The sequence below is a fragment of the Branchiibius hedensis genome, from assembly GCF_900108585.1.
GTDB lineage: Bacteria > Actinomycetota > Actinomycetes > Actinomycetales > Dermatophilaceae > Branchiibius > Branchiibius hedensis.
Map to the genome: position 1 here is coordinate 2,925,746 of NZ_UESZ01000001.1, position 15,348 is coordinate 2,941,093.

20 protein-coding genes are annotated in these 15,348 nt (G+C 67.2%); 7 read left to right on the plus strand and 13 right to left on the minus strand.

Going from position 1 to position 15,348, the window contains the following annotated elements:
• Positions 1–45 precede the first annotated feature (45 nt).
• On the plus strand, positions 46–1,500 hold the full coding sequence (locus DR843_RS14145) for an HNH endonuclease (protein ID WP_109686812.1): 1,455 nt from the start codon (positions 46–48) through the stop codon (positions 1,498–1,500).
• A gap of 31 nt (positions 1,501–1,531) precedes the next feature.
• Here the strand turns inward: DR843_RS14145 and DR843_RS14150 are convergent, their stop codons facing one another.
• The 6 genes from DR843_RS14150 to DR843_RS14175 all read right to left on the minus strand — a co-directional run bounded on the left by DR843_RS14150 (position 1,532) and on the right by DR843_RS14175 (position 6,209).
• Positions 1,532–2,161, minus strand: coding sequence for a nucleotidyltransferase family protein (locus tag DR843_RS14150; protein ID WP_109686814.1), 630 nt, complete (start codon positions 2,159–2,161; stop codon positions 1,532–1,534).
• Positions 2,151–3,068: a helix-turn-helix domain-containing protein gene (locus tag DR843_RS14155; RefSeq protein WP_109686816.1), complete on the minus strand. Its 918-nt coding sequence runs from the start codon at positions 3,066–3,068 to the stop codon at positions 2,151–2,153. The genes DR843_RS14150 and DR843_RS14155 overlap by 11 nt, the downstream gene beginning before the upstream one ends.
• An 8-nt stretch (positions 3,069–3,076) precedes the next feature.
• A complete protein-coding gene (locus DR843_RS14160; RefSeq protein WP_109686818.1) occupies positions 3,077–3,478 on the minus strand; it encodes a DUF3151 domain-containing protein in 402 nt (133 codons plus the stop codon).
• A gap of 65 nt (positions 3,479–3,543) precedes the next feature.
• Positions 3,544–4,569 (minus strand): class II fructose-bisphosphate aldolase, encoded by a 1,026-nt coding sequence (fbaA, locus tag DR843_RS14165; protein WP_109686820.1) that lies wholly within the window; start codon positions 4,567–4,569, stop codon positions 3,544–3,546.
• Between the two features lie 72 nt (positions 4,570–4,641).
• Entirely contained in the window at positions 4,642–5,868 is a 1,227-nt protein-coding gene (locus DR843_RS14170; RefSeq protein ID WP_109686822.1) for an RNA polymerase sigma factor, read from the minus strand.
• Positions 5,868–6,209, minus strand: coding sequence for a YciI family protein (locus DR843_RS14175; RefSeq protein WP_109686824.1), 342 nt, complete (start codon positions 6,207–6,209; stop codon positions 5,868–5,870). The genes DR843_RS14170 and DR843_RS14175 overlap by 1 nt, the downstream gene beginning before the upstream one ends.
• Before the next feature lie 99 nt (positions 6,210–6,308).
• Between DR843_RS14175 and DR843_RS14180 the strand changes: the two genes are divergently transcribed.
• Positions 6,309–7,127: a hypothetical protein gene (locus DR843_RS14180; RefSeq protein ID WP_211310252.1), complete on the plus strand. Its 819-nt coding sequence runs from the start codon at positions 6,309–6,311 to the stop codon at positions 7,125–7,127.
• Between the two features lie 163 nt (positions 7,128–7,290).
• Here DR843_RS14180 and DR843_RS14185 read toward each other — a convergent pair whose 3' ends face one another.
• The 4 genes from DR843_RS14185 to DR843_RS14200 form a co-directional block, all read right to left on the minus strand.
• On the minus strand, positions 7,291–7,893 hold the full coding sequence (locus DR843_RS14185; RefSeq protein WP_109686827.1) for a TrmH family RNA methyltransferase: 603 nt from the start codon (positions 7,891–7,893) through the stop codon (positions 7,291–7,293).
• 68 nt (positions 7,894–7,961) lie between these two features.
• Positions 7,962–8,357 carry a type II toxin-antitoxin system VapC family toxin gene (gene vapC / locus DR843_RS14190; protein WP_109686829.1) on the minus strand — a complete coding sequence of 132 codons (396 nt, stop codon included), beginning with the start codon at positions 8,355–8,357 and terminating at the stop codon, positions 7,962–7,964.
• Complete coding sequence (locus DR843_RS14195; protein ID WP_109686831.1) at positions 8,354–8,563, minus strand: type II toxin-antitoxin system VapB family antitoxin; 210 nt, start codon at positions 8,561–8,563, stop codon at positions 8,354–8,356. Before DR843_RS14195 ends, vapC begins: the two co-directional genes overlap by 4 nt.
• Before the next feature lie 16 nt (positions 8,564–8,579).
• Positions 8,580–9,521: a helix-turn-helix transcriptional regulator gene (locus DR843_RS14200; RefSeq protein WP_109686833.1), complete on the minus strand. Its 942-nt coding sequence runs from the start codon at positions 9,519–9,521 to the stop codon at positions 8,580–8,582.
• 85 nt (positions 9,522–9,606) lie between these two features.
• Here DR843_RS14200 and DR843_RS14205 point away from each other — a divergent pair, with 85 nt between their 5' ends.
• Together DR843_RS14205 and DR843_RS14210 are read left to right on the plus strand one after the other, a co-directional pair.
• The gene (locus tag DR843_RS14205; RefSeq protein ID WP_109686834.1) at positions 9,607–10,215 is read left to right on the plus strand and encodes a mycothiol transferase; all 609 of its coding nucleotides are present in this window, start codon (positions 9,607–9,609) and stop codon (positions 10,213–10,215) included.
• Between the two features lie 4 nt (positions 10,216–10,219).
• Positions 10,220–10,771 carry a DinB family protein gene (locus DR843_RS14210; RefSeq protein WP_109686836.1) on the plus strand — a complete coding sequence of 184 codons (552 nt, stop codon included), beginning with the start codon at positions 10,220–10,222 and terminating at the stop codon, positions 10,769–10,771.
• A 51-nt stretch (positions 10,772–10,822) separates the two neighbouring features.
• Here the strand turns inward: DR843_RS14210 and DR843_RS14215 are convergent, their stop codons facing one another.
• From DR843_RS14215 to DR843_RS14225, 3 genes are all read right to left on the minus strand, one after another.
• The gene (locus DR843_RS14215) at positions 10,823–11,560 is read right to left on the minus strand and encodes an amino acid ABC transporter ATP-binding protein (protein WP_109686838.1); all 738 of its coding nucleotides are present in this window, start codon (positions 11,558–11,560) and stop codon (positions 10,823–10,825) included.
• Between the two features lie 71 nt (positions 11,561–11,631).
• Positions 11,632–12,498, minus strand: coding sequence for an amino acid ABC transporter permease (locus DR843_RS14220; RefSeq protein WP_109686839.1), 867 nt, complete (start codon positions 12,496–12,498; stop codon positions 11,632–11,634).
• Positions 12,495–13,286, minus strand: a complete 792-nt coding sequence (locus DR843_RS14225) for an ABC transporter substrate-binding protein (protein ID WP_109686841.1) — start codon at positions 13,284–13,286, stop codon at positions 12,495–12,497. The genes DR843_RS14220 and DR843_RS14225 overlap by 4 nt, the downstream gene beginning before the upstream one ends.
• 209 nt (positions 13,287–13,495) lie before the next feature.
• Here DR843_RS14225 and DR843_RS14230 point away from each other — a divergent pair, with 209 nt between their 5' ends.
• From DR843_RS14230 to DR843_RS14240, 3 genes are read left to right on the plus strand one after another with little or no spacing between them, the layout of a single operon-like run.
• Entirely contained in the window at positions 13,496–13,849 is a 354-nt protein-coding gene (locus tag DR843_RS14230) for a BlaI/MecI/CopY family transcriptional regulator (RefSeq protein WP_170119878.1), read from the plus strand.
• On the plus strand, positions 13,846–14,613 hold the full coding sequence (locus tag DR843_RS14235) for a M56 family metallopeptidase (RefSeq protein WP_109686845.1): 768 nt from the start codon (positions 13,846–13,848) through the stop codon (positions 14,611–14,613). Before DR843_RS14230 ends, DR843_RS14235 begins: the two co-directional genes overlap by 4 nt.
• Before the next feature lie 25 nt (positions 14,614–14,638).
• Positions 14,639–15,346, plus strand: a complete 708-nt coding sequence (locus DR843_RS14240) for a YcnI family copper-binding membrane protein (protein WP_109686846.1) — start codon at positions 14,639–14,641, stop codon at positions 15,344–15,346.
• The last annotated feature ends 2 nt before the right edge of the window (positions 15,347–15,348 follow it).

Below are 15,348 nucleotides of genomic sequence, written 5' to 3' on the forward strand. Positions count from 1 at the left end.
GACTGCTCGGCGGTGACTGTCAGACCCTCCCGATAGCGTTCTTCCATGGACGAAACCGAGGTGCTGGACGAGGCCGAATTGGCCGCGCTGTCACTGGTTCGATCCTGGCGATCCCAGGTGAACAGCACTGCAGGACAGTATGTTTCGTCCCAGATCAACGAGCTGCTGATCCAGGAACTGGAGATGCTGCACCACGCGATCAGCGCCCGGCAGATCGAGCTGACCGCGCAGGCCGTCGACGCCGCCGCTACCCGCCTCGGCGGGCAGGCAAACGCTGCGGGACTGGCACGGCGGGTCACCGGTGCCGGGGTGGCGCTCGCCCGGCGGCGGCACCCCATCACCGGGCAGCGGCTCGTGCACCAAGCCCTCGTCCTTACCCAGGATCTGCCGCAGGTGCTCGCCGGAATGCGCGCCGGCGAACTCGGCGAAACCCAGGCTGCGATCCTGGTCCGGGAGACCGATGGTCTCAGCAGCACGCAACGCTCCGAGGTCGCCGACCAGGTGCGTCAGCGGTGGCCAGTCCTGGGTGACCGTGGCCTCGGCGAAGCCGCCCGGGCCGCTGCCGCGCGCATCGCCCCCGACGAAATCGCCGCCCGGCATTCGAAGGCGATCGCCGACCGGCACGTGTCGTTTCGATCCGCCCCCGATGCAATGCTGCGACTGTCTGCGCTGCTACCGCTGCGCGACGGGCTGACCTGCGTGCAAGCCCTGCAAGCCGCCGCCGACACTGCCGTGGCAAGCCCGGACGCCGCCGCCCAACCCGGCCGATGGGGATTGAGCGGAACCCGCCGCGAGCAGTGGCGCCAGGCGCAGGCCGACGCGCTCGTCGCCGGGATCACCGGGCACGCCCCTGGGCGCAGCCCGACTGCCGTGACGGTGAATTTGCTGATCCCGGTGGACGCGCTCACCGCGAACGGCGACGCTTACCTGCAGGGATACGGCAACATCCCCGGCGACCTGGCACGGGACCTGATCAGCGCCCACCCCGACGTCGAACCGCAGATCCGGCGTATCTTCACCGCTCCCGACACCGGGGACCTGGTCAGTATGGAATCCCGATCGCGCACCTACACGGGCCTCCTACGCGAGTTCATCCGGCTACGAGACCAGCACTGCCGCACACCGTTCTGCGAATCCGCCATCCGCCACATCGACCACATCCGGGCCGCCGCCCGCGGGGGACCCACGACCGCCAGCAACGGCGACGGGACGTGCGAACACTGCAATTACACCAAGCAACTCCCCGGCAACGTCGTCACCGGCAGCGCGCAGCACACCACCCACACCATCGGACTGGTGACCGCCCACAGCTACCCACCCGCCCCACCAGGCGGACCGGCGCCACCACCTGCGATAACGCTGCCGCCTCAACCGCCGAGATTCGTCCACCGGCGGCGGGCCCGGCGACCGAGCACAGCACGGATGCCCGTGACGAAAGCCGTGATCCACGACTTCATGCGCAACCTGCCCAGCTACCACGACACCCCGCGGCGCCAATAGGAAACGCCGAGTAGTCAGGTGGGCCGGGGAGTCAATGAGGTGAATCAACGTCGCGGCCGGTGGCCAGATCGCCGCATTCGATGAGTTCGACGTCATGCTGCGCCAGATAGTCGCGTGCGCCGCGATCGCCGACCGCGCTGTCGATCACCGGTTGCCAGTGGTGCCGACCGAGGACGACCGGGTGTCCGGGCGTGCCCTGGTACGCCGCTCGGCGCAGGGTGGCCACGCCCACCGGGTTCGTGTCGCCCACGCCGGACGAGCCGCCCAAACCAGAGACGTCGCCTACGCCAGATAACGACATGCCCGATCCGCCGAGCACCCGGCGCACCACCGCAGCGGATACGTCGGGGAGGTCAACCAGGGTGACAACGACCGCGTCGGCGGCATCATCGAGGTCGTGCAGGCCGGCTCGCAGTGAGGCGGACATGCCGTCAGCCCAATCCGTCGCGACGATCACCGACGCTCCGGTCCCGTCGAGCAGTTCAGTTGGTTCCTCGACCGCGGCGCCAAGGACCACAGCCACGTGAGAACAGCCGCCGTCCTGCAACGTCTGCACTGCGCGCAACAGCCAGGACGTGCCATCGGGGTCACGCACCAGGGCCTTCGGTTGCCCCATCCGACGACCGGCACCGGCAGCGAGCAGCAGCCCGTCAGTCCTCATCGCCCGACTCGCGCTCGGTCAGTTTCAGCGCCAACTGGAATCTGGTGTCGACACCGTGCTCGGCCATCAGGGAGGCGATCCGCCGACGCACGGTCCGCAACGACACGCCCTGGGCCCGCGCGATCGCTTCGTCCTTTAGCCCTTGTCGCATCAGGTCCAGCACGCCGCTGGCCTGCGCGTCTTCTCCGATGGCCACCGGCGCCGCGGTCGCCCACAGCCGGTCGAAGAGTTCGACGAACGCAGCCACGACCACCGGATCCCGAAGAACGACGAAATCGCCGCCGGGAGAACCCCATTCGGCGGCACTCAGGGCAACGTCGACGCCGAAACAGACGAACCGGGTCGGCAACGTGGCGGCGATCCGCAAGTCGAACTCACCGGCCTCGACCGGGCCGTCCGCGGCACCGTGCAACCACCGCACGGCGCGTCCGCTGGCCAACTGCGCGGCCACACCGGGACCTGCCGGAGACAGCCCGCAACAACGCACCTCGCCGGCAGTAGCAGCCAGCAGATGCTCGTAGGTGGCCTCCACATCAGCCGCTTCGACATGCTCGCGTGATGGCAGAGTTGTCGTCGAAAGCGTTTGCCCTGCAGTGTAATCCGCGACAAACGCGTCGATGGCGTCACGGACGCGGGCGAGCTCCTGCCGCCGGGTCGCCAACTGCGCCTCCTGTGCCGAGACGACCCGTTCCAGTGCGGCGCGCGGATGATCGGCGATCAGTCCGGTCTCCGCGCCGACCCGCACCAGCCGGTGTGCGCGTAATTCCTCCAACGCCGCACTGACCTGGGGCAGCGACCAGCCCAGGACCTCGCGATGCCGGTCAAGGGCCAGGCGGGGTTGCCGCAACACTGCCCGATACAGACTCTCCCCGTCGGGGCCGATCTCCAGTGCGGTCAGGCGAGCCATCGACGTACTTAAAGACCCAACTCGCGCGCGCCCAACGCCGAGGAGTCCCGCAGGAAGTCGGCGCACCGGCGCTCTTCGTCGGTCTCCCCGATCGCTCCCGCGGCCCGGGACAACGCGGCCAACGAGCGCAGGAAGCCCCGGTTGGGTTCGTGCTCCCACGGGACCGGGCCCTGCCCCCGCCAGCCGGCCTTGCGCAGCGCGTCCAAGCCCCGGTGGTAGCCGGTGCGGGCGTAGGCGTAGGCCTCGACGTTGTGGTGCTCGGCGAGCGCATGCTCGGCCAAGGCCGCCCACACCAGACTCGACGAGGGGTAGTTCTCGGCGACCTGCTCGGGCAGTTCACCCTCGGCCAGGGCCAGCGCCGCCGGGTCTTCGGGCAGGCGGGTCTCGGGGACGCCGAGCAAATTATTCATCTGGTCGCGCCTCTTCCCTCGGCTCCGGGCCTCGCTGCGCTCGTTTCCTCACCTCGGTCGGCGCTCTAAACATGCGTACCCGCGGATCCCAATGCCTCGCAGGCCTCGACTACGCGAGCGGACATGCCGTTCTCGCCGGCCTTACCCCAAGCGCGCGGGTCGTACTTCTTCTTGTCGCCGACCTCGCCGTCGATCTTCAGGACACCGTCGTAGTTGCCGATCATCCAGCTGGCGATCGGCCGGGTGAAGGCGTACTGGGTGTCAGTGTCGACGTTCATCTTCACGACGCCGTAGGACACCGCTTCCTTGATGTCCGCCTCATCGGAGCCCGAGCCGCCGTGAAAGACCAGGTGGAACGGCTTGTCGTCCGGGGTGTTGAACTCCGTGTGCACCGCGTCCTGGGCGGCCTTCAGCACCGCCGGACGCAACTTCACGTTGCCCGGCTTGTAGACGCCGTGCACGTTGCCGAAGGTGAGCGCGGTCATGTAGTAGCCGTTCTCACCGGTGCCGAGCGCGCGTGCCGTGGCGAGTGCGTCTTCGGGGGTGGAGTACATCTTCTCGTCCTGCGCGCCGACGACGCCGTCCTCTTCACCGCCGACCACGCCGACCTCGATCTCCAGGACCACGTGGGCCTGCTTGCACTGGGCCAGCAGTTCCTCGGCGATCTGCAGGTTCTCCTCCAGCGGCACCGCGGAGCCGTCCCACATGTGCGACTGGAAGTAGGGCAGTCCGCCACCGGTGACCCGCTCGATCGACGCGGCGAGCAGCGGCCGCACGAAGGTGTCCAGCTTGTCCTTGGGACAGTGGTCGGTGTGCAGCGCGATGTTCACGTCGTACTTCTTGGCAACCTCATGGGCGAAGGCGGAGAAGGCCAGCGCACCGGTCACCATCTCCTTGACGCCCTGGCCGGAGAAATACTCCGCGCCACCGGTCGAAACCTGGATGATGCCGTCGCTGCCGGCGTCGGCGAATCCCTTGATGGCGGCGTTCAGGGTCTGGCTGTTGCTCACGTTGATCGCCGGGTAGGCGAATCCGTTCTTCTTCGCCCGGTCAAGCATCTCGGCGTAGACGTCGGGGGTGGCGATCGGCATTGCGTCTCCTGCAGGTAGCTGGCTCGTGTCGCTTCCTATCCAACCACTCCGCGCGCGACCGGGCAGCCGCGTTCAACCCTCCAATCGGTCGATCCGCCGGACCAATTCGCGCCGTTCCGCGTCATTCGCGCATCCGTCCAGGGCCTCGGCGTACGCCGATCGTGCAGCGCGGGATTGACCGTTGCGGGCCAACAACTCGGCCCGGGTGACGGCGAGGCGGTAGTTGCCCGGGAGTTGGTGCGCGAGGTCGTCCAGCAACGCCAATCCAGCGGCCGGTCCGAGGTGTTCGGCGACCGCCACGGCGCGGTTCAACCGCACGACAGGTGACCCGGTGAGTTCGTCAAGCATTTCGTAGAAGGCGCAGATCCGGCCCCAGTCGGTGGCAGATGCGCTGCGAGCGGTTGCGTGGCAGGCCGCGATGGCAGCTTGTAGTCGGTAGGACCGGGCCAGTGGGGACGCTCCCGCTGCGGGCTGCCTCAGCAGCGAAAGACCCTCGTCGATCTCGTCGTAGTGCCACCGTGATCGGTCCTGATCCGGCAGCAGAACGGGGTCGCCGTCGGGGCTCACCCGAGCGTCACGACGGGAGTGTTGCAACAGCATCAGAGCCTGCAGCGCGACCAGCGTCGGGTGGTCGCGGACGACCCGGCCTTGGGCCCGCACCAATCGGACAAGACGGATGGCTTCTCCGGCGAGTCGCGCCCGCACCACTTGGTCGCCGCTGCTCGGCGCGTAGCCGGCGGTGAAGGCCAGATAGGCGACGATCGCTACCTGTTCCAACCGTGCGGGTAACAGATCGGCAGCGGGCAGTGCCATCGGGATTCCGGCGGTGACCACCTTCTTGCGCGCCCGGGTCAGGCGCGCGGCCATGGTGGCGTCGGTGACCAGGAAGAGCCGGGCGATGTCAGGTGCGGAGATACCCAGGACCATCCGCAGCGTGAGCGCCGCACCGGCCTCCGGCGCGAGGGCCGGGTGCGCCGCGAGCAGCACCAAGCGAAGCAGGCTGTCTTGTTGCGCTAGTTCGTTGTCGTGCAGCCGATTACGCTCATCCATGGCGATGAGTGGTTGCTTTCTGGCGTGCGTCGTCTCCGCCCGGATGACATCGACGATCTTGCGTCGCGCGGTGGTGAGCAACCACGCGGAGGGGTTGCTCGGCGTACCGTCGATCGGCCAGCGACGGGTCGCCTCTTCGAAGGCGGCCGCCAGCGCATCCTCGGCCAGGTCAAGACGCCGACTGCCGGCGACGAGCAGGGCCAGCAGCCGACCCCACTCGTCACGCAGCAGTTGCTCGACCGGCTCCATCAGTCGAAGCCGTCGATCTGGACGCAGGGTCGGATCTCCAGGGCGTACTCCGGCGGCAGCAGCCGGCACCACGCAACCACCTGGTCCAGATCGTCGGCCCTGACCAGGTAGAAGCCGCCGATCATTTCGGCGGTCTCGGCGAACGGTCCGTCCGTCAGTGTTTCCGCGCCGCGCAGGGTGGTTGCGGTATCGGTTCCCGCCAGCGCTTCCCCGGCCAGCAGGTGCTCACCGACGCTGTGGTGGAAGGCCAGGTGCTGCTGGTGGAAGCGGGCCTGGGTCGGCTCGTCCGCGTCCGCCCAGGCCGCGGGCTCGTAGGCGATCAGGATCAGGTACTTGGTCACGGCAACTCCTCAGGTTCAATGATCTGACACCACCATGACGAGTCGGCCAGGCGGAATTCGACACATCTGCGCGGAATTCTTGCTCGTACACTCGGAGCCATGCCAGGGTCGCATCGTTGGGGCGGTTGGTCAGGTCCGTTGTCCGAAGGCCGGATCCACGAGGTTCATCTGTTCGTGGACCAGCGGATGGCCCTGCTGCTGTTGTTCGCAGCGTTCATCACGACGTTCTTGATCACGCGCGGCATCACCCGGTTGATCAGGGCCGGCAAAGGACCGTTTCGCAACAACGTGTCCGGCGGCGTGCACATCCATCACGCCGTCCCCGGGATCATTCTGCTGGTCGTCGGCGGGATCAGTTCCGTCGCGGCGGCCGGTCACCCGCCCGCGGCGGAGATCAGCGCTGTGCTCGTGGGGGTCGGCGCATCCCTGGTCCTCGATGAGTTTGCGCTGATCCTGCACCTGCAGGACGTCTACTGGTCCAAGCAGGGTCAACTGTCGGTGCAGGTGGTGGCCCTGACCGCATCCGTCATGGGTCTACTCCTGGTCGGCATCCAGCCGTTCTCGGAGTACTCCGACCCTGGTGGCGGCCGCCTCGCGGTGCTGATCGTGTTGGCGGTGCACGCCTTCTGTCTGATCGCCTGCGTGGCCAAAGGCAAGTACACCAGCGCCGTGATCGGTGCCTTCATCCCGCCGGTGGCATGGTGGGGCGCCCTGCGCCTGGCCCGGCCGCGCTCGAAGTGGGCCAAGCGCTATTCGCCCAAGAAGCTGCAGCGGGCCGTCGCGCGCGACTCGGCGTTCGAGAATCGTTGGGGCAACTGGGGATTGGACCTGGCCGACCTCGTTGCGGGTACGCCGACCCAAACCCCCACGTCCACCGCACCTACCTCTGCGGCACCGGGACCGGGATCTACTCACTGAAGGCTGCGCCCCGGCTCGAAACCAGCACAATCCGTCACCGGTAGCCGCGGATACTTCGCGAAGCGGTCGTCGGTCGCCGCCAGAGCGCACCGCAGATAGGTCGTGCCGCGGTTGGTCGGTCGGAGCAGCGCGTGCTGGCACGACAGGCACAGTCCAGCGTCGATCATGACCGGCCGTAGACGTGCTGCATGACCCAAGTGTGCATGGCGATCGCGGCCGCAGCCCCGGCGTTGATCGAGCGGGTCGAGCCGAATTGTTCGATGTGCAGGACCTTTTCGCACGCCGCCTGCATCTCGGGCGACAGGCCCGGCCCCTCCTGACCGAAGACCAGGACACAGGCGCGGGGCAGCGTGGCGGTCTCGATCGGCGTACTGCCCGGGAGGTTGTCGATGCCGATCAGCGGCAACTCACCGGCCCACGTGACCAGGTCGTCCACGGTGGCGTGGTGGTACTCGTGCTGGTAGCGATCGGTGACCATCGCACCACGGCGATTCCAGCGCCGCTTGCCGATGATGTGAAACGCCTTGGCGTTGAACGCGTTTGCGGTCCGGATGACCGATCCGATGTTGAAATCATGGCCCCAGTTCTCGACCGCGACGTGGAAGTCGTGCCGCGTCAGGTCGAGGTCGGCGACGATCGCTTCCTGGGTCCAGTAGCGGTACTTGTCCACCACGTTGCGCGCGTCACCCTCGGCGAGCAACCCCTCGTCGTACCTCGGGTCACACGGCCACGCACCCTCCCACGGACCTACACCGACGATCGTCACCCCTTCTGTCGCGCCTCTGGCCTCGCCTCCGGGCCTCGCTGCGCTCGTTTCCTCGGCTCGGTCGGCGCTCAAAGCCGCACCACCTCAAGCCCGGTGACCTCGGCGATCACGTCAAAGTCTGCATCCCGATAGGCGATCGGAACGCCATGTCGCAGCGCGACAGCTGCGATCAAACAGTCGTTGACGCTGCGCACCGCTCGGCCCGTGCGCCGCACCTGCCGGTAGATGGCCGCACCAGCGTGGAAGTCTTGAGTCGGTGCGACCGTTAGCCGCACCGCGCTCCCGAGCATCAATTCAGTGGCTGCGACATTCCGCTCGTTGAGGCCAGCCAGCACCTCCAGCTCCACCGGTTCGGTGACTGCCAACTCCGCAGTACCGAGTTGACTACGCAGCCATAGGTTGGCCGGTGAACCCGTGCGCCGCAAGAACTCGATCCAGACGGAACTGTCAACGAGCGTGGTCACAGAAGCTCTGGCGCATCGTTACGCATGACCGCAAGATCGCCTTCCCAGCCGATTCCTTCCAACGCCAACGCCTCGTCGCGGGTCATCGGCGGCCCCACCAGCCGACGTAGCGCCAGATCAACCGCCGCCTTCTTGGTGGTGAGCCCGTACCGACGCATGGCCTCGGAAACGAGCGCATCATCGATATCGATGTTGGTGCGCGTCATACACCAACGATACACCTCAGGTCGCCAGGGCTACGGCGCGCTGACCCAGGCGACCGAACGCCGCCTTCAGCTCCTCCGGTTCGATCACCTCGAATGGTTCGTCGAACCGCATCAACCAGGCGGCCAGGTCATCGAACGAGTCTGCGGAGACCCGCAATTCGCTGACCCCACCGCCCAAATCGACGACCTGCGCCCAACGAGACACCCTGGGTCGCAGATCCTCCGCGCTAATAGGCACCCGCAGCCGGGCGGCCACCGCCCACCGCTGGGTCGTGGCCTGCTGGATGTAGGTCGCGGGGTCGGGTGCCACACGCGGCCGGAAGGTGAACGTGCTGGCCAGGACCGCGCTCATCCGGTCCAGCCGGAACGAGCGCCAGTCGTCCCGATCGAGATCGAACGCGACCAGGTACCAACGTGATCCACTGACGACGAGGTGATACGGCTCGGCCCGTCGTTGGCTGGTGGCGCCCGTCGCCGCGGAGTAGTCGAAGCGGAGTTGGACGTCGTCGCGGATCGCGCGGGACACCGTGAGGAGGTCGTCCGGGTCAACCGTCGGCGCCGATGCGTCCAGCGTCGTCGTTGCGTCGTGGACCGCGGCGACCTGGGCGCGCGCAGTTGCCGGGAGCACCTGGTCCAGTTTGACCATGGTGCGTACGGCGGCCTCCCCGATGCCGGCCACGGCACCTCCCGCGGCGAGCCGCAGAGCGACGGCTACCGCGACCGCCTCTCGCTCATCCAGCAACAGCGGTGGCAGCGCCCGCCCAGCACCCAGTTGATACCCGCCACCGACCCCGCGGCTGGCCCGCACGGGATACCCCAGGTCGCGCAACCGCTCGACGTCGCGACGTACCGATCGGGTGGTGATGGCCAGTTCCTCGGCCAACTCCTCGCTGGTCCAGACGGCGCGGCTCTGCAGCAAGGTGAGTAGGCGCAGAAGGCGGGCTGTGGTCGCGGCCATATCTCCATCATGCGGGAGATAACGGACAGAAAGTGTCCGCTAGGGCCGCAACCATGGAACCACCCACCGAGCGAAGGAGATCGCCATGGCGATGCACGCACCGATGACCAGCAACGAGAACGCGATGCTCACCGGATACGTCGAGCAGCAGCTGCTCGCCGTCCGAGGCGCGGCGTACGGGTTGACCGACGAGGAGCTGTGGACCACTCCCACCGCATCTGCCCTGTCGGTCGGCGCGATCGTCAAGCACGTGGCGCGCTGCACGCAGGGCTGGCTGGACCGGATCGAGGCCGCCCCAGGCGAACCCGCGCGGGGCTCCGACGAGGAAGCCGCCGAAGAGTACGGCGCCGACTTCCGCCGGGCCGACACCGACACCGGCGACTCGCTGCGCGCGGAGTTGACCGGTGCGCTGGAGCGGGCCCAGCAACTCCTACCGCAGGTCGATCTCGGCGCGAAGGTGCCGGTGCCCTCCGATGCCCCGTGGTGGCCGGCGGACCTGGACGCGTGGGACGTCCGGTGGGCTGTCCTGCACATTGTCGAGGAGGTCGCCCACCATGCGGGTCACGCCGACATCATCCGTGAATCCATCGACGGCGCAACGATGTACGAACTACTGGCCGCTGACCAGAACTGGCCGGAGACCGAATGGATGAAGCACTGGCGACGGGCAGAAGCAACAGCCGAGGCAGTGTGAGCATATGGACTGGAACAAGGTGCTCGTCGACCAGCTTCGCTATCACTGGGAGTTTCCGCTGCGGCCGCGGCTGGCTGGGTTGACCGACGAGGAGTACTTCTGGGAGCCGGTTGCCGGCTGCTGGTCGATTCGCCCCGCCGACGCCGACCGGCCGCAGCTGGGCAGCGGACCCTTCCGGATCGACTGCGCCGATGACCTGGATTTCACCGCCGACCCGCCGCCGGTGACGACCATCGCCTGGCGGCTGGCCCACATCACGACCAGCGTGCTGGGTCAGCGCACCCAGGACCACTTCGGCGGTCCCCCGTGCGACGCGGCGACATGGGCCTACCCCGGGTCAGCCGACGAGGCGTTGGAACAGTTGGATGCGGCGTACGCCGGGTGGCTGGCCGGCGCGTCCGCGCTGGGCGAGGAGGGGCTGGCGCAGCCGTGCGGACCGGCCGAGGGACCGTTCGCGGACTACCCGATGGCCGATCTGCTGACCCACATCCACCGGGAAGTCATCCATCACGGTGCCGAGGTCTGTCTATTGCGTGACCTTTACGCCCACCGCTAAGCACCACCTCGCACAGTTCGATGGCGAAACAGGCCAAGCAGTCCGCGCCGCTCAGTGCAGGATGCGGGACAGGAATCGCTGCGTGCGTTCATCCTGCGGATCGTCCAGAACCGCTGCGGCGGGACCGGATTCAGCGATCTCGCCGTCGCACAGGAAGTCAACCTCGTCGGCGACCGCCTTCGCGAATCCCATCTCGTGGGTGTTGAGGATCATCGTCATCCCCTCCTCCCGCAGTTGCACCAGCAGGTCCAGCACCTCCCCAACCAGCGTCGGATCCAGGGCCGAGGTGACCTCGTCCAGCAGCAGCAAGGACGGCGACGACACCATCGCGCGAGCGATGGCGACCCGCTGTTGCTGCCCGCCGGACAGATCGTCGGGGCGCGCTTTTGCCTTGTCCGCCAGACCGACTCGCGACAGCATCGCGTGCGCCGCCTCCGTGGCCTCGGCCGCCGGGCGACGATGCACCTTGCGTTGCGCCAACGTGATGTTGTCCACCACCGACAGGTGCGGAAAGAGGTTGTAGGACTGGAAGACCATCCCCATCCGGGATCGCACGGAGTCCGCGTTGACCCGCGGATCGGTGATGTCCTCCCCCGCCAACTCGATCACGCCGTCGTCGACCGTCTCCAACAGGTTGACGCAACGCAGCAGGGTCGACTTACCCGATCCGGACGCGCCGATCAGCACGACGCACTCCCCCGGCCGCACCTCCAGCGACACATCCCGCAAGACCACGTGGTCACCAAACGCTTTGCGTACGTGGCGGACCGACAACAACGAGTCCGTCATAGCACCCTTTGTCGCGCCTCTGGCCTCGCCTCCGGGCCTCGCTTCGCTCGTTTCCTCGGCTCGGTCGGCGCTCACAGCAAACCGCCTGTCGACTGGAACCCCTGACGCCGCGCGTACCAGTCGGTCAGCCGGGCCATCGGGATGGTGAGGCACAAGAAGAGCAGCCCCGCCACGACGTACGACGTGTAGTTGAAGGTCAACGCCGAATAGATCTGCGCCGCGCGCAACGCGTCCACCACGGCCAGCACCGACAGTAGGGATGAATCCTTCTGCAGCGACACCAGGTCGTTCATCAAAGCGGGCAGAACCCGCCGAACCGCCTGCGGTAGAACGACATGCCGCAATGTCTGGGGATACGACAAGCCCAGCGAACGAGCCGCCATCCGCTGCGAGGGATGGATCGACTCGATGCCGGCGCGCAGGACCTCCGCGACGTACGCCGAGTAGCTCAGCACCAGCCCGACGCACCCCCAGAAGAGGAAGGAGTCCGGGACGCCGGACAGGTTCAGGGCGGGCACGCCGTACCCAAGGAGCAACAGCACCAACAGCATGGGCAACCCACGGAAGACGTCGGTGTAGCCCACCGCGAACGCGCGCAACGGGAAGAACACCGGCCCGCGCAGCGTCCGCATCACCGCGATCAACGTCGCCCAGATGGCGATACAGATCCCACAGATCACCATGACCCGGATGTTCAGCCACAGACCCGACAGCACCGAGGGGAAGGACTTCTTGGCGTCCTCCCAGGAGAAGAACGTCTCCCGGGTCCGGTCCCAGCCCGGCGAGTTGACCACGAGCAAAGCGGCCACCGCGAGCACCACAACCGTGCTGACGATCGCGATAACACCCGAACGCCGTTGTCGTGACGCGCGATACGCGCGCCGCTGCTGCTCGATCTCGGACGGTACCCAGGGGTCCGTCGAAGCCGCCGAACTCACTCCGTCAGCTTCGGCGCACCCTGCGAAGCCAGCCAGGTGGTCTGCAGCTTCTCCAGGGTGCCGTCCTTACGCAGCGCGTCCACAGCCATCGAAACGCATTGCGTCAGAGGCGAACCCTTGGTCAGCACAGCGCCGAACTGCTCCGGCTGACCGACGACCGGCAACTGCCCCACGATCACGCCATCGGTCAACTGGGCCGAGGTCATGTAGAAGGCGGTCGGCAGGTCCACGACGATGCCATCGATCTGGTGGTTCTTCAGCGCCTGCACGGCAAGGTCATTGGTGTCGAAGACCGACGGCTGCGCAGTCGGCTTGATCTGGTTGGTGATCGCGTTGTACGACGTGGTCCCGACCTGGGCGCCGAGTTTGGCGCCCTTGAGGTCGGCGACGGTCTTGGCCGAGGCGATGGGCGAACCCTTGTAGGTCACGACGGTCTGCGTGACGTCGTAGTAGCCGCTGGAGAAGTCGACCGCCTTCTCCCGTTCGGCACTGATCGAGACCTGGTTGAGGTCGAAGTCGAAGTTCTTCTTGCCCGGGGTGATCGCGTTGTTGAAGGCAACGGTTATCCACTTCACCTCACTGTCGGAGTAGCCCAGTTGCTTGGCGATCGCGAACCCCACCGCCGACTCGTAGCCCTTGCCGTTGCTCGGGGTGTTGTCGATGAACCACGGCGGGTACGCCGGGTTGTCCGTCCCGATCGTCAACTGGCCCTTGGTGACGGTGTCCATCGTGTCCTTCGTGCACGCAGTCATGGCCGACGTCTTCTGGGTGGCGACACCGTCGGTCATGCTCGAGCCCCCGCCCGCGGGAGCGGTGGACGTGGCCGCGTCCTTGGGGAGCCGCAGGCGGCAAGGGACACAGCAAGAGGGAGCGACAGCGCCAGTCCGGCACGCAGGATCTTCATAACGCGAGATTACCTGTCGAGACGCTCTACATGACGTCGAATGCGTTGGTACGCTGCCCCAGATCCGGCAACCAACGGCACCAAGGAGAGACCGTGTCGCGTCGCGAGCGAGGCCATCTGGAGGCCGAGGTCATGCAGCTGTTGTGGTCCAACCCGGGCGGGCTGACCAGTGCTCAGTTGGAGTCGGCCTTCACGCAGCAGCGACGCCCCGCTCGCACGACGCTGCTGACGGTCCTGTCCCGACTGGAGGACAAGGACCTGGTTGCGCGCACGAGCGCTCCCGGCGGTGCAGTGTTCCGGGCGAGCCAAGCCCAGTCGGAGCACGTTGCGTCGTCCATGGCGCGACTGCTGGAGAGTTCTGCTGACCGCAACTCGGCGTTGACCCACTTCGTCGGTTCGCTGAGCGAGCAGGACCTGGACACCCTGCGGAAGCTGTCCAGGCCATGACCGCCCTGTTGGCTATCGCCGCAGTCCTTTTCGCCCCCACCCTGATTGCGCCATGGGCGCTGCGACCTCGACCGTGGGCGTTACGTCACCCACGGCTTGCGGTGGCGGCATGGTTGGGCACCTGGCTCAGCGGAGTCTTCGTGGTGCTGGCTCTGCTGGCCGGAGTGTCTGCTCAGGTCGTGCGGGACTCCACGAGCCCGGTGGCACTCAGCGTCGCGATACACCTGCTCGCCTGGTGCACCACGGTCCTTGTTGGATGCCTTCTGGCGGTGGTGGCTACCCGGTACTACGCGATGACCGACCTCGCAGCTCAGCAACGGTGGGACACCTCGGTGCTCCGCGCTTCGGCGACGGCCATGACAGAGCCCTACGGGGTGACACTCGTGCGGTCCTCTCAGCCCGTGGCCATGTCCTACGGGCACCACCGGGACGGAGCCATCCTGATCTCCCAGGATCTGGCCGCGGCGCTGAGCGGCGAACATCTAGCCGCGGTGGTCGCCCACGAACGCGCGCACCAACGTGGCCACCACGGACTTCTGCTGCAGCTCGCCGCGCTCAACCTCGCCTGCTTCCCCCGCTTCACTGCCGCCCGACGATTCAGCGACGCCATCCACCTCTTGACCGAGCTTCTCGCCGACGACGCCGCCGCACGCACGCACGGCACGACAACCGTCGCCGATGCGTTGGATGCGACCGGCACGTACCTACCCGACGGCGGCCTGGACCTGCGGGCCAACCGGCTACGAGCCAGCACGAGACGCTAATTCTACATGTTGTAGAGTGCATGCCATGCCCCTGTCTGCTGTACGTCGATCCCTGGCTACCGCCGGAACCGCCGCCCTCGTGCTGGCCACCTCGTGTGCGGCCGCCGAAGCGCACGTCCGGGTCACGCCAGACACCGCAACGCCCGGGTCCTACGTGACCCTGACCTTCAAGGTGCCGACCGAGTCTGCGACCGCCTCGACCACCAAACTGGAGGTCGACCTGCCGACCGACCACCCGTTCGGCTCCGTCTCCTATCAGCCGGTCACCGGCTGGACGACCACGGTCACGACCAGCAAGCTGGCGACGCCCGTGAAGACCGACGACGGCGAGATCACCGAAGCACCGACGAAACTGGTGTGGATCGCGAGCGCCGACGCCGCCATCAAGCCCGGCCAATTCCAAACCTTCGCCATCTCGGTAGGACCGGTGCCTGACACCGGCAAGCTGGAACTGCCCGCACACCAGACGTATTCGGATGGCTCGGTCGTCAACTGGAACCAGGCACCGACCGGTAGCCAAGAGCCGGAGCACCCTGCCCCGGTGCTCTACGTCAACGACACCCCGCCAGATCCGCAGCCGACGATCAACAAGCCGACGGTGTCCGCCTCGCAGGTGGCGGAGCAGGCGACCAGTGACAACACCGCCCGCTGGTTCGGGGTCGGCGGCATCGTGCTCGGCGCCGCCGGACTGGTCGCCGCGGTGTGGGCGCTGACCCGGCGCCCGCGCGGCTGAAC

Excerpts from the sequence above, each read along its gene's own strand:
- DR843_RS14160 (WP_109686818.1), bottom strand. The coding sequence starts at position 3,478 with ATGAATAATTTGCTCGGCGTCCCCGAGACCCGCCTGCCCGAAGACCCG.
- DR843_RS14240 (WP_109686846.1), top strand. The coding sequence starts at position 14,639 with ATGCCCCTGTCTGCTGTACGTCGATCCCTGGCTACCGCCGGAACCGCC.
- DR843_RS14180 (WP_211310252.1), top strand. The coding sequence starts at position 6,309 with ATGCCAGGGTCGCATCGTTGGGGCGGTTGGTCAGGTCCGTTGTCCGAA.
- DR843_RS14215 (WP_109686838.1), bottom strand. The coding sequence starts at position 11,560 with ATGACGGACTCGTTGTTGTCGGTCCGCCACGTACGCAAAGCGTTTGGT.
- DR843_RS14205 (WP_109686834.1), top strand. The coding sequence starts at position 9,607 with ATGGCGATGCACGCACCGATGACCAGCAACGAGAACGCGATGCTCACC.
- DR843_RS14225 (WP_109686841.1), bottom strand. The coding sequence starts at position 13,286 with ATGACCGACGGTGTCGCCACCCAGAAGACGTCGGCCATGACTGCGTGC.
- DR843_RS14235 (WP_109686845.1), top strand. The coding sequence starts at position 13,846 with ATGACCGCCCTGTTGGCTATCGCCGCAGTCCTTTTCGCCCCCACCCTG.
- DR843_RS14195 (WP_109686831.1), bottom strand. The coding sequence starts at position 8,563 with ATGACGCGCACCAACATCGATATCGATGATGCGCTCGTTTCCGAGGCC.
- DR843_RS14145 (WP_109686812.1), top strand. The coding sequence starts at position 46 with ATGGACGAAACCGAGGTGCTGGACGAGGCCGAATTGGCCGCGCTGTCA.
- DR843_RS14170 (WP_109686822.1), bottom strand. The coding sequence starts at position 5,868 with ATGGAGCCGGTCGAGCAACTGCTGCGTGACGAGTGGGGTCGGCTGCTG.
- fbaA (WP_109686820.1), bottom strand. The coding sequence starts at position 4,569 with ATGCCGATCGCCACCCCCGACGTCTACGCCGAGATGCTTGACCGGGCG.
- DR843_RS14150 (WP_109686814.1), bottom strand. The coding sequence starts at position 2,161 with ATGAGGACTGACGGGCTGCTGCTCGCTGCCGGTGCCGGTCGTCGGATG.
- DR843_RS14155 (WP_109686816.1), bottom strand. The coding sequence starts at position 3,068 with ATGGCTCGCCTGACCGCACTGGAGATCGGCCCCGACGGGGAGAGTCTG.
- DR843_RS14210 (WP_109686836.1), top strand. The coding sequence starts at position 10,220 with ATGGACTGGAACAAGGTGCTCGTCGACCAGCTTCGCTATCACTGGGAG.
- DR843_RS14200 (WP_109686833.1), bottom strand. The coding sequence starts at position 9,521 with ATGGCCGCGACCACAGCCCGCCTTCTGCGCCTACTCACCTTGCTGCAG.